Genomic DNA, 12,437 nt, shown 5'->3' with positions numbered 1-12,437 from the left:
TTCCAGATATGCGACTTCCACACCTGCGACCGCTTCTCGCCTGTGCCGTGCTCTACACCTTCCTGACCGGAGGGGGCATGGCCCAGACCTTTGGGCCCGTGATCACCGTCAATGGCACCGCGATCACCGGGTTCGAGCTTGACCAGCGCGAGAAATTCATCCGGGCGCTGCGTCTGCCCGGGGACCCGGCGAGCCTTGCCCGCAATGCCCTGATCGAGGATCGCCTCAAGAACCAGGCGGCCGCCGCGGCGGGCCTGACCGCAGGCCCCGATGAGATCGAGCAAGGCCTGGCCGAATTTGCCGGGCGCGCGAACCTGACCACCGAAGAGTTCATCCGCGCACTGGACGACGAAGGGGTGGCGCCCGAAACCTTCCGCGACTTCGTGCGCAGCGGCCTGCTCTGGCGGGCCCTCGTGCAGCAGCGCTTCGGGCCCCGGGCGCGGGTCTCGCCCGCCGAGGTCGAACGCGCCCTTGCCCTGGCCGGAACGCAATCCGGCGCCCGGGTGCGTCTGGCCGAGATCATCATCCCCGCCCCGCCCGAGCAGCGCATCGAGGCCGAAGGCTTCATCGAGGACCTGCGGGAGCGCATCCGCACTGAGGCCGATTTCACTTCTGCGGTCCAACGGTTTTCGGCAGCCCCGTCGCGCAACACCAACGGGTTGCGCGATTGGATCGCCCTCGCAGAGCTGCCCGGGCCCCTGGCACAGACGATCCTGACCCTGGCCCCGGGCGAAGTCTCGCCCGTCATTCCGCTGGGCGGTCAGGCGCTGGCCCTGTTTCAGGTTCGCGGATTTCAGGAAACCGCTCTGCAGACCCAGCCCACGATTGCCGCGGATATCGCGACCCTGCCGCTTTCGACGGATCCCGAAGCCGCCGCCCGGTTGCGCGCGCAGCTGGCGCGCGAGATCGACGTCTGTGACGACCTCTATGGTCTGGCGCGCAACCTGCCCGAAGGCGTTCTGCAGCGCGCGGTCTATGCCGCAGAGGATATTCCCCGCGACCTGGCAGTGGCGATCGCCGATCTGGACAATCAGGAAACGACCGAGATCCTCGGGGCGACCGGACCGATCCATGTCATGCTCTGCGCGCGCACCACGGCGCTGACCGAGGATGCCGAAGGCACCATCGAGCGGCAGCTCGTGAACCGCCGCCTTGCGTCCTACGCAGAGAACTACCTCGAAGAACTGCGCGCCGACGCCACCATCAAATGAGCCTTGCCCCCATCGCGCTGAGCTGTGGCGAACCCGCAGGCGTAGGCCCCGAAATTGCTGCCAAGGCCTGGGCTGAGCTGGGCGCGGAGCTGCCCTTTTGCCTTCTGGGCGCGCCAGAGCATGTCGCGGCCCACGCCCCAGACACCCCCCTCGTCGCGATCACCGACCCTGCAGAAACGGCCTTGGCCGCGCAGCGCGGCCTCCCGGTTCTGGCGCAGCCCTATGAGGGTCCCCTGACCCTCGGCAGACCGAACCCCACCCATGCCAAGGGCGTGATCGACGCAATCGCCACGGGCGTTGCCCTGACCCGCAGCGGCGCGGCCCGGGCGCTTTGCACCGCGCCGATCCACAAGAAGGCCCTGCAGGACGGGGCCGGGTTCGCCTTTCCCGGCCATACGGAGTTTCTCGCCCATCTCGGCGGTGACGTGCCCGTGGTCATGATGCTCGCCTGTCCCGAGCTGCGCGTGGTGCCCGCCACGATCCATATCGCGATCGCTCAGGTGCCCGAGGCCCTGACGCCCGCCCTGCTGGAGGAGGTCATCCGCGTCACCCGCGACGGGTTGCGCCGGGATTTCGGCATTGCCGCCCCCCGGATTGCCATTGCCGGGCTCAACCCCCATGCGGGCGAAGGCGGCGCGATGGGCTCCGAAGAGCTCGACTGGATCATCCCCCTGCTCGCGCGGATGCGCGAGGGGGGCTACGATCTGCGCGGACCGCTCTCGGCGGACACGATGTTCCATGCGGGCGCGCGGGCGGGCTATGACGCGGCCATCGCCATGTATCACGATCAGGCCCTTATCCCGATCAAGACCATCGATTTCGCGGGCGGGGTCAATGTCACCCTCGGCCTGCCCTTCATCCGCACCTCGCCCGACCATGGCACGGCGCTCGACATCGCGGGACAGGGGCGCGCCGATGCGACCAGCTTGATCGCGGCCCTGCGCATGGCCGATGACATGGCCCGGCGGCGAGGCTGAGCCATGGCCCGGATCGACGACCTGCCCCCCCTGCGCGAGGTGATCGCGGCGCATCAGCTCTCGGCCAAGAAATCCCTCGGCCAGAATTTCCTGCTAGATCTCAACCTCACGGCGCGGATCGCCCGGGTGCCGGGTGATCTGAGCGGCGCAGACGTGCTCGAGGTCGGGCCCGGACCGGGCGGTCTGACCCGCGGGCTTCTGGCCGAGGGCGCGCGCAAGGTGCTGGCCATCGAAAAGGATGCGCGGTGCCTGCCGGCGCTGGCCGAGATCGCCGACGCCTATCCCGGACGGCTTGAGGTGGTAAATGGCGATGCGCTGGAGGTGGATCCGACCAGCCATCTGCGCCCGCCGATCCATATCGCGGCGAACCTGCCCTATAATGTCGGGACGGAATTGCTGGTGCGCTGGCTCACGCCCCCGGACTGGCCGCCTTTCTGGGACAGTCTGACCTTGATGTTCCAGCGCGAGGTGGCCGAACGGATCGTCGCGCAGCCGGGCAGTAAGGCCTATGGCCGCCTCGCGATCCTGGCCCAGTGGCGGACCGAGGCGCGCATCGCGCTGACCCTGCCGCCGCAGGCCTTCATCCCCGCGCCCAAGGTCCATTCCGCTGTCGTCCACCTCAAGGCCTTGCCCGCACCGCGCTTTCCGGCGGATCCGGCGGTCCTGAGCCGGGTCGTCGCCGCGGCGTTCAACCAACGGCGCAAGATGCTGCGCGCCAGCCTCAAGGGTCTCGCACCGGATATCGAGGCCCGGTTGACACAGATTGGCATCGACCCCACGCGGCGGGCCGAAACCCTCAGCCTCGAGGAATTCTGCGCGCTCGCCCGACACCTGGCCTGAGCCCTCGTGATCAGCCTGGGCCTTTTTGCGTGCGTCCTCGGCACGGACATCTTAGGGTTGAACGGCAATCCCGTAATACCCGGAGCCCCAAGATGCCCTTCCCAGCCCCAATCCTGACCCGCGCGACCCTCGTTGCATTGCTGCCGCTGAGCGCTGTGGCGCAAGACGCCGAGCCGGATACGTGGCGCTATCAGATCTCCCCCTATCTCTGGGGCGCGAGCCTTGAGGGGGATGCGGGTGTGATCCCGGGCCTGCCCCCGGCCGAGGTGGACCTGTCCTTCAGCGATATCCTCGAAGATCTTGAAGTCGCGGCCATGGTGGTTGGTCAGGCCCGCAGGGGCGATTGGGCCCTGCAACTGGATCTGCAACATGTGCGCACGCGGTCCGAGGGGTCGGTCGGCGGGGCGGGCGTCGTGGCCGCCAAGGTCGATGCCACGATCCAGAGCGCAACCGCGCAGCTCGACTATCTCGCCTATGAGGGCGATGGCGTCGAGCTCTGGGTGACCGGGGGCCTGCGCTACTGGAATGTCGAGACGACACTGACCCTGGGCGCAGGCGATCCCGGACAGGTCCGCGCGCGCGGCAGTGACAGCTGGTGGGACCCGGTGGTCGGACTGCGCGGGCGGATGCCGCTGGGCGCCTCGAGCTACGTGACGGGCTGGGCCTATCTCGGCGGCTTTGGCACGGGCTCGGATTCCATGACCGACCTCTTTCTCGGCGCAGGATACGACATCACCGAGACTGTCGCGCTGGTGGGGGGGATCCGCTACCAATCCGTGGACCGGACCAACCGGGACTTCATCTGGGATGTGGAACAAGCAGGCCCCGTGGTCGGGCTGACCGCCCGGTTCTGAGCCCCGACATGACGACGCGAGCTATGGCACTGCGTGCGGGGCTTTGCGCCCTGTTTCTGGCCCTGAGCCCCCAACCGGGGGCGGCGCAGCCTGTGGCGCTCGAAGAGCCAGCCGAGGCTGCCAATGCCACCCCGACCGAGAAGATCGGGTTCTCGCGCGGGTCCTTCATCCTCGCGCCAGTGCCCTTTCGGAACCCGGTCCTCGGATCCGGCGTGGCGGTCGGCGGCGCCTACCTGTTCAAGGATACGCTCGGGGCGGATACCTCGACCCTTGGACTTGCCTATTTCCGCACCGAAGAGGGCAGCGAAGGCTATGGGCTGGGCGTGGATCTGAACTTCGGGCTGACCGGATGGCAGAGCACATTGCTGCTCGGGGATCTGAGCCTGAACTACGATCTTTTCGTCAATGGCACCCCCCTGCCCGTGCGCCAGACCGGCACGGGCGCGAAACTGAAATTCGCGCGCAGCCTGAGCGATACCGTATCGCTCGGGGCCGGGCTCAGCTATCTGCGCTCGGATCTGGCCGCGGGGAACGGCGCGATCCTGCCACCGCGCCTGCAGCCGGATGCCAGGCTCGAATTGGCCAAGATCAGCTTCTCGACCGACTGGGACACGCGCGACAATACCGATTATCCGACCGCAGGCCGGTTGGCCCGTGCCGAGCTGAGCTACGGGCATCTGCTCAACGCGCGGGGGCGCGACTATTGGAAGGGCGTGGGCAGCCTGTCGGGCTACCATCCGGTCTTTGACCGGGGTGTTCTGGCCTGGACCGTGACTGGCTGCAGCGCCACGGAGGACGCGCCGTTCTTCGATGCCTGCTCGCTCGGGGGGACCGACGCGTTCCGGGGCTATGGCGCGACGGAATTCATCGACAGCGCCCTGATGTCGGGACAGATCGAGTATCGGGGCCGGCTTGTCGGGCGCTTGGGCTATGTGGCCTTCGCCGGGCTCGGCGGCAGCGGATCAAGGCTGGGCTCCGTCTTCGACGCGGGGCTGCGCGGTGCAGCCGGGTTGGGCGCACGCATCCGCCTGTCGAACTCCTTCCCTGTCGACTATGCCATCGACCTGTCGCGCAACAGCGACGGGGACGGGTTGCTCTATGTCTATGTCGGGCAGCGCTTCTGAGCGTTACTCGGCAGGCTCCGTCGCCGGCGCCTCCTCGGCGGCCTGTGCCTCAAGCTCGGCGGCCTTCTTCTCGACCTGCTCCACGATGTGGTCGATCATATGCTCGTTCGACATCTTGTGGCTGGTCTTGCCCGCGAGATAGACCATGCCCGAACCCGCACCGCCGCCGGTAAAGCCCACATCCGTCATCAACGCCTCACCCGGGCCATTCACGACGCAGCCGATGATCGAGAGGCTCATGGGCGTCTTGATATGCTCCAGCCGATGCTCCAGCGCCTCGACGGTCTTGATGACGTCAAAGCCCTGCCGTGCACAGGACGGGCAAGAGATGATGTTCACGCCGCGGTGGCGCAAACCGAGGGACTTCAAGATTTCGTAGCCGACCTTGACCTCTTCGACCGGATCCGCCGAGAGGCTGACGCGGATCGTGTCGCCAATCCCCATCCAAAGGAGGTTGCCCAGTCCGATGGCCGATTTGATCGTGCCCGAAACCAGCCCGCCGGCCTCGGTGATGCCGAGATGGATGGGCGCGTCCGTCACATCCGCCAGCGCCTGATAGGCGGCGGCCGAAAGGAACACGTCCGACGCCTTGCAGGAGATCTTGAACTCGTGAAAATCGTTGTCCTGCAGGATCTTGATGTGATCGAGACCGCTTTCGACCATCGCCTCCGGACAGGGCTCGGCGTATTTGTCCAGCAGGTGCTTTTCCAGGCTGCCTGCATTCACCCCGATCCGGATCGAACAATTGTGGTCGCGCGCGGCCTTGATGACCTCCTTGACCCGGCTTTCGTCGCCGATATTGCCCGGGTTGATCCGCAGGCAGGCCGCGCCTGCCTCAGCCGCCTCGATACCGCGCTTATAGTGGAAGTGGATATCCGCGACGATGGGCACCGGGCTTTCGCGCACGATCTCTTTGAGCGCGCGGGAGCTGTCCTGATCGGGCACCGAGATGCGCACGATATCCGCACCCGCCTCGGCAGCGGCCTGCACCTGGGCGATCGTGCCCGGGATATCCGTGGTCAGCGTGTTCGTCATGGTCTGCACCGCGATCGGTGCATCCCCGCCCACCGGCACATTACCCACATGGATCTGACGGGACTTGCGCCGATAGATGTTGCGCCAGGGACGAACGGCATTGAGCGACATGGGAGTGCTTCCGGTAGACAGTGTTCAGTGTCAACTTAAGGACACAGTCGCCCGCTGGCAACGGGCGCGCGTCCTATTCGGCCCCTTCGGGATCCGGGGGCAGGTCGAGGATGCGGGCTTCGGCTGTGGCGATCACCTCGCGCAGGGCGGCATCGCCGTCGAGATCGGCGAGGGCGTAATCCGTGCTCAGGGTCTCACGGGACAGAACCACGTTGGACGCCACGGCCCCCGGTGCCCCGGCGGGACCGAACGTGTCCCCATCCACGAGGAAATAGACGTCGCCGGAATTGCCCGCGCGCAAGGTCGCAGGCTCCTCGGAATTCGGAAGGACGAAGCTCTCCCCGGCATCTAGGATCTTCTCCAGCAGGATCGTGTTATCGGCTGCGCGCACGCGCACCCAGGCCGGACGCTGGGCAACGATGGCAACGACGGGCGGCGGCGGGGCGACGACCTGCACCGGCGGCACGGGGTCTGCGGTTTTGGCGGTCGCCTCGGCAATGGCGATGTCCATGGAGCTGGGCGCCGCAGGCGCGCGCCAGACCCCCACGGTCTCGGGATCGATGATCCCGATCGGCCCGTCGCGGGCCACGAGGATCGGCGCATCCAGCGCCTTGGGACGATAGAGCCGGCCCAGCGCCTCTTGCGAGGGGGTTACCACATCGGTGGTCACGGTCGCTTGCTGGGCAATGTTGCGGGTGGACAGGGGATCGAGCTCCGGCTCCAGCACGGGGGCCGTGTCCACCGGGGCGACGGTCACGCGCTGCACCTCCTGCAGGATCGAGTAGCCGCCATAGCCGAGCATCCCGATCAAACCGGCGAGCACCACGAAAGAGCCAAGCGCGCCTGCATTCATCCCCTCAAAGGGTGAGGGTCGCTGGGGCATCAGGGCGGTGGCCGAGGCCAGAAGCGGGTCCTCTTCGACTTTCGCGCGGCGACGTCCACGCTTGGCAGGCTCCGCACTCGCCCCCGGTCGCGGGCTGCTTGCCTCGGGCTGCATGCCATGGACGCCGGAAAACCCGCTCTCTTCGCAGAACTTCTGGAACGCCCAGTCGGGATCGAGCCCGAGATAGCGCGAATAGGAGCGAACATAGCCCGCGATGAAGCCCGGCGTGTCGAACACCGCCGGATCCGCATTCTCGATCGCGACAATATACGGGGCCTTGATGCGCAATTCGCGCTGCACATCGAGCAGGGATTTGTTGAGGGTCGCGCGTTCGCCGCGCATCACATCGCCAAGCGACAGGGCGTAGTCGTCGAACCCCTTCAGGTTAGACGTCTCTTCTTCCGTGCGCGGTGTCTTGCGCCCGATCATGCCACCTGCCCTTGATGTCGCACCTGTTCACCGGGTTTGACCGATTCGAGTGCTGTCTGCCTGATTGAGACGGTACCATATCCCCTTTCAAGGGGCAGTTAAAATTGGGACCGGGGCGATTCCTGCCGAAACCGCACGTCACATAAGCAAAAAGCCGCGGGATTTCCGCGGCTTGATCCTGTTTTTTAGGCGACCCGCTGCGAGGCCAGAACGCTGTCAGGCGCTCATCTCCTGCCGCGACAGGGCACAATGGCTCCACAGCTCGTCCATCGCATGCACCAGTTTCGAGATCATCTCGGGCGTATGCACGGGCGACGGGGTGAAGCGCAGGCGCTCGGTCCCCCGCGGTACGGTGGGGAAGTTGATCGGCTGCACATAGATGCCGTGATCCGCCAGCAGACGGTCCGAGATCATCTTGCATTTCACCGGATCGCCCACATGCACGGGCACGATATGGCTGCCATGATCGATGATCGGCAGGCCCAGCGCCTTGAGCCGCATCTTGAGGATCTTGGCGCCCATCTGATGGGCCTCGCGACGGGCCGTGTCGCCCTTGAGGTGTCGCACGGAGGCCGCAGCACCGGCGGCAATGGTCGGCGGGATCGACGTCGTGAAGATGAAGCCCGGCGCATAGGAGCGTACCGCATCCACCATCTTGGCCGAGGCGGCGATATAGCCCCCCATCACGCCAAAGGCCTTGCCCAGCGTGCCGTTGATGATGTCGATCCGGTCCATCAGGCCCAGCTCTTCGCAGACCCCTGCCCCGCGCGCACCATACATGCCAACCGCGTGAACCTCATCGATATAGGTCAGCGCGCCGAACTCATCCGCGAGATCACAGATCGCCGCGATCGGGCCGAAATCGCCATCCATGGAATAGACCGATTCAAAGGCGATCACCTTGGGCGCGTCCTTGGGCAGACCTTCGAGGATCTCGCGCAGATGCGCCAGATCGTTGTGGCGGAAGATATGCTTGGGGCAGTTGCCGTGACGAATGCCCTGGATCATCGAGGCGTGGTTCAGCTCATCCGAGATGATGTGCAGCCCCGGGAACAGGATCGGCAGGGTCGAAAGCGTCGCGTCATTGGCGATATAGGCCGAGGTAAAGAGCAGCGCCGCCTCTTTCTGGTGCAGGTCGGCGAGCTCGTCCTCCAGCGCATTGTGAAAGACCGTGGTGCCGGAAATGTTGCGCGTCCCGCCCGAGCCCGCGCCGGTGGCGTCAAGGGCTTCGTGCATGGCGTCGAGCACGACCGGGTGCTGGCCCATGCCCAGATAGTCGTTCCCGCACCACACGGTGATGTCCTGCTCGGTCCCGTCGGGCCGGGTCCAGACCGCATGGGGGAAGGCGTCTTTCTTGCGGGCGATATCGATGAAGGTGCGATAACGGCCTTCGTCATGCAGGCGTTGCAGGGCGGTGTCGAGATGGCCGGTATAGTCCAAGGGGCTCTCCTAGGGCTTTGAGTATCGCTGACACCGCATAGCTAGGCGGCGTTGACGATGTTTAACAAGGCGCAAAATGACGCTGCATTGACCAAGATCAACCTCTGGGCGTGGCAGATCGACTGGACACCCGGGTCGGTTGGGATACCCTGCGCCGCGAATACACCTTTGAATATGCTGAGGCCAGATGTCCCCGACCCCCGATTTGAGCGCCGTTCTCCACCATATCGATGCCGAATTGCCGCAGGAACTGGACCGGTTGATGGCCCTGCTGCGCATCCCCTCGATCTCCACCGATCCGGCCCATGCCCGGGATTGCGACGCTGCGGCCGACTGGCTGGTGGCGGAGCTTGCCTCGCTGGGGGCCACGGCCGCCAAGCACCCAACCCCGGGCCATCCGATGGTGGTCGGGCACCTGCCGGGCGACGGGCCCCGCATGCTGTTTTACGGCCATTACGACGTGCAGCCTGTCGACCCGCTCGACCTGTGGGACAGACCGCCCTTCGAGCCCGAGCTGCAGGACACGCCCAAGGGGCAGGTCATTCGCGGACGTGGCGCGTGTGACGACAAGGGGCAGCTGATGACCTTCATCGCCGCCTGCCGCGCCTGGTTGGCCCATCACGAGACCCTGCCCATGGAAGTGGTCTTTTTCTTCGAGGGCGAGGAGGAGAGCGGCTCGCCCTCCCTCATCCCCTTCCTCGAAGGCAACAAGGACCTGCTGAAGGCCGATCTCGCCCTGATCTGCGACACCGGGCTCTTTGACGACCGGGCGCCGTCGATCATCACCTCCCTGCGCGGGTTGGCGGGGATCGAGATCACCCTGACCGGCGCGGATCGCGACCTGCATTCCGGTGGCTTTGGCGGCCCGGCGGCCAACCCGATCCGCATCCTGAGCCGGATCCTCGCCGGGCTCCATGACGAGACCGGGCGCGTGACCCTGCCCGGTTTCTACGAAGGCGTGCCCGAGGTTCCGGCAGAGCAGCTCGCCTCCTGGGAGGCGCTCGGGTTCGATGCGGCGGGCTTTCTCGGCGAAGTCGACTTGTCGGAGCTGGCGGGCGAGGACGGGTTTTCGGCGCTCGAGATGCTGTGGTCCCGCCCGACCTGCGAGATCAACGGGATCACCGGCGGCTACACCGGCGCGGGGTTCAAGACCGTGCTGCCGAGCCAGGCCAGCGCCAAGATCAGCTTCCGCCTCGTGGGGCAGCAGGACCCGCAGGCGATCCTCGACGCACTGCGCTCCTATGTGGAGGCCGCCCTGCCCGCCGATGTCACCGTGGCATTCACCAATCACGGCGCGGGCCCGGCCTCTCACATGAACACAACACATCCGGCCTTTGAACTGGCCCGCGAAGCGCTGACGGAGGAATGGGAAACCCCCGCTGCCTTTACCGGGGCTGGCGGGTCGATCCCCGTGGCGGGCTATTTCCAGACAATCCTCGGGATCGATTCGCTGCTGGCCGGGTTCGGAAAATCCGATGACGGCCTGCACTCGCCTAATGAGAAATACGACGTGGAAAGCTTCCGCAAAGGGACGCGGAGTTGGGCACGTTTCCTCGGGAAAGTCGCGGGATGAACGGCCTATACATCCCGAAAGGGTTGATTGTGCTCCATTTCAAAACGATTGCCTTTTAGGCGCTTTTGAGATTAAAATACACGCAGTTTAACATTTTGCATTTGCATGTATGTGTGAAGAGGGAACGAGTAATGGACTACAAAACAACTCTGGTGGCCATCGCCACCACGCTTGGATTAAGCGCAGGGATTGCACAGGCCACGACGGTCGAGTTTGCATCCCCGGGATGGACCTACAACAACCCAGGCGCGAATGAACAAGTCGATTGGCGCGTCTCGGTCAATGATGACACCGCCGGCATCCTGTCCTTCGATGTGAGCATCGATGCAGGGTCGTCGGCAACCGGTGACATTCTGGGCTTTGCCTTCGATCTGGCCGATACCGGCCTGACCCAATCCGATATCAGCAACTTCACCTCGTCGACGGGTGAGGGCATTACCGGGTTCTTTACCGACAGCACCAGCTGCGGCAATGGCGGGTGCAACTGGAATGGCGCGACCAGCGACGATTTCGACTACATCCTGCGCGTCGGCGCCCAGGGCAGCGCGAATGGCTCGATCACGAGCCTGAGCTTCGACCTCGATGTGTCGGACACCTTCATGCTGTCCACGTCGACCCTGACGCGGGTGGGCATCCGGTCCCAAAGCCTCGGCGCCGCGCCCAATGGCGGTGGCGGCAGCTCCAAGGACATCAACACGGTTCCGAATGAACTCGTTGCAACGACGCCCATTCCGTTGCCCGCAGGGGCGTGGCTGCTGCTGTCGGCGATGGGCGGATTGGGTGTCGCACGCTTGCGCAAGCGCAGCGCCTGACCCGAACAGATATATGGCCTCGGCCTGCAGAGCCGTCCGGTAACCCGGGCGGCTTTTTTACGCGCGCCTCAGCGGGCGGGCAAGAGCAGCGAACTGTCACCGTAGGAAAAGAACCTGTAGCGCTCGGCAATGGCGTGGGCATAGATCTCGCGGATCCGCTCGGCCCCCATCAGGGCGCTGACCAGCATCATCAGAGTCGATTTCGGCAGGTGGAAATTGGTCATCAGCCCATCGGTGATCTTGAACCGGTAGCCGGGATAGATGAAGATATCCGTGTCCCCTTCCCAGGCGCTCAGGCTGCCGTCCTCCGCCGCGGCGGTCTCGATCAGGCGCAGGGCCGTGGTGCCCACGGGGATCACCCGCCCGCCAGCAGCGCGCGTGGCCGAAATCTCGGCAGCGGCCTCGGCACTGATCTCGCCCCATTCCGCGTGCATCTTGTGGGTGGTCACGTCCTCGACCTTCACCGGCAGGAAAGTCCCGGCCCCCACATGCAGCGTGACATGGGAGAATTGCACCCCGCGCGCACGCAGGGCCTCCAGAAGCGGCGCGTCGAAATGGAGCGAGGCCGTGGGCGCGGCCACCGCCCCCGAGCGCTCGGCAAAGACCGTCTGGTAATCCTCGTGATCGCGGGCATCCGCCGGGCGCTTGGCGGCGATATAGGGCGGCAGGGGCATCGCCCCGGCCTCGGCCAGGGCGGCGTCGAAATCCTCCCCCGTCAGGCCAAAGATCAGGCGCACATGGCCGTCGATCTTTTCGGCGACCGTGGCGCGCAGGGCGTCGGAGAACACGATCTCTTCTCCCTCGGCCAGCTTGCGCAGGGGTTTGGCAAGCGCCATCCAGCCCTCGGCGGCCGGCTCCAGCAGGGTGATCTCGACCTTCGCGGTCACCCTCCCCTGAGCCGAGTTGCGGGTCCGGGTCCCGAAAAGCCGCGCCGGGATCACCTTGGTGTTGTTCAGCACCAGCCGGTCCCCCGGCCCCAGTTCCGAGACCAGGTCGGTCACGTGGCGATCGCGCAGGGCTGCCGCCCCCTCGGCCACCAGAAGCCGCGCAGAAGAGCGCGGGCGCACCGGGCGGGTGGCGATCAGCGTGTCAGGCAGATCGAAATCGAAATCACTCAGATGCACGGGCAGATCCGCTCCGTTTGGCAG

At 65.7% G+C, this 12,437-nt stretch carries 11 protein-coding genes; 7 read left to right on the top strand and 4 right to left on the bottom strand.

Features of this window, described 5'->3' with window-relative positions; genetic code table 11:
- The first annotated feature begins 8 nt into the window (after positions 1 to 8).
- The 5 genes from ACP15I_RS02195 (at position 9) to ACP15I_RS02175 (ending at position 5,006) form a co-directional block, all read left to right on the top strand.
- Complete coding sequence (locus ACP15I_RS02195) at positions 9 to 1,211, top strand: peptidylprolyl isomerase (RefSeq protein ID WP_424973719.1); 1,203 nt, start codon at positions 9 to 11, stop codon at positions 1,209 to 1,211.
- On the top strand, positions 1,208 to 2,188 hold the full coding sequence (pdxA, locus tag ACP15I_RS02190; protein WP_424973718.1) for a 4-hydroxythreonine-4-phosphate dehydrogenase PdxA: 981 nt from the start codon (positions 1,208 to 1,210) through the stop codon (positions 2,186 to 2,188). Before ACP15I_RS02195 ends, pdxA begins: the two co-directional genes overlap by 4 nt.
- 3 nt (positions 2,189 to 2,191) lie before the next feature.
- A complete protein-coding gene (gene rsmA, locus ACP15I_RS02185; protein WP_424964600.1) occupies positions 2,192 to 3,028 on the top strand; it encodes a 16S rRNA (adenine(1518)-N(6)/adenine(1519)-N(6))-dimethyltransferase RsmA in 837 nt (278 codons plus the stop codon).
- A 92-nt stretch (positions 3,029 to 3,120) separates the two neighbouring features.
- A complete protein-coding gene (locus tag ACP15I_RS02180; RefSeq protein ID WP_424973717.1) occupies positions 3,121 to 3,882 on the top strand; it encodes a hypothetical protein in 762 nt (253 codons plus the stop codon).
- Positions 3,883 to 3,890: 8 nt separating this feature from the next.
- On the top strand, positions 3,891 to 5,006 hold the full coding sequence (locus tag ACP15I_RS02175) for a BamA/TamA family outer membrane protein (RefSeq protein ID WP_424973716.1): 1,116 nt from the start codon (positions 3,891 to 3,893) through the stop codon (positions 5,004 to 5,006).
- A 3-nt stretch (positions 5,007 to 5,009) separates the two neighbouring features.
- On the opposite strand, the gene ispG is transcribed toward ACP15I_RS02175, so the two are convergent.
- From ispG to hemA, 3 genes are all read right to left on the bottom strand, one after another.
- Positions 5,010 to 6,152 carry a flavodoxin-dependent (E)-4-hydroxy-3-methylbut-2-enyl-diphosphate synthase gene (gene ispG / locus ACP15I_RS02170; protein WP_424964603.1) on the bottom strand — a complete coding sequence of 381 codons (1,143 nt, stop codon included), beginning with the start codon at positions 6,150 to 6,152 and terminating at the stop codon, positions 5,010 to 5,012.
- A gap of 73 nt (positions 6,153 to 6,225) precedes the next feature.
- Complete coding sequence (locus ACP15I_RS02165; protein WP_424973715.1) at positions 6,226 to 7,464, bottom strand: helix-turn-helix domain-containing protein; 1,239 nt, start codon at positions 7,462 to 7,464, stop codon at positions 6,226 to 6,228.
- Positions 7,465 to 7,680: 216 nt separating this feature from the next.
- Positions 7,681 to 8,904, bottom strand: coding sequence for a 5-aminolevulinate synthase (gene hemA, locus ACP15I_RS02160; RefSeq protein ID WP_424973714.1), 1,224 nt, complete (start codon positions 8,902 to 8,904; stop codon positions 7,681 to 7,683).
- A 187-nt stretch (positions 8,905 to 9,091) separates the two neighbouring features.
- On the opposite strand from hemA, the gene ACP15I_RS02155 reads away from it, so the two are divergent.
- Both ACP15I_RS02155 and ACP15I_RS02150 read left to right on the top strand, forming a co-directional pair.
- Entirely contained in the window at positions 9,092 to 10,477 is a 1,386-nt protein-coding gene (locus tag ACP15I_RS02155; protein WP_424973713.1) for a dipeptidase, read from the top strand.
- A 131-nt stretch (positions 10,478 to 10,608) separates the two neighbouring features.
- The gene (locus ACP15I_RS02150; RefSeq protein WP_424973712.1) at positions 10,609 to 11,289 is read left to right on the top strand and encodes a VPLPA-CTERM sorting domain-containing protein; all 681 of its coding nucleotides are present in this window, start codon (positions 10,609 to 10,611) and stop codon (positions 11,287 to 11,289) included.
- Between the two features lie 68 nt (positions 11,290 to 11,357).
- Here the strand turns inward: ACP15I_RS02150 and queA are convergent, their stop codons facing one another.
- The gene (gene queA / locus ACP15I_RS02145; protein WP_424973711.1) at positions 11,358 to 12,413 is read right to left on the bottom strand and encodes a tRNA preQ1(34) S-adenosylmethionine ribosyltransferase-isomerase QueA; all 1,056 of its coding nucleotides are present in this window, start codon (positions 12,411 to 12,413) and stop codon (positions 11,358 to 11,360) included.
- Positions 12,414 to 12,437 lie beyond the last annotated feature (24 nt).

Origin of the sequence: Dinoroseobacter sp. S124A (assembly GCF_049801015.1) — a bacterium.
In the GTDB taxonomy this organism is placed as follows: domain Bacteria; phylum Pseudomonadota; class Alphaproteobacteria; order Rhodobacterales; family Rhodobacteraceae; genus Dinoroseobacter.
The sequence above is the reverse complement of the archived record's forward strand: the minus strand, read 5'-3'. Positions and strand labels throughout refer to the sequence as shown.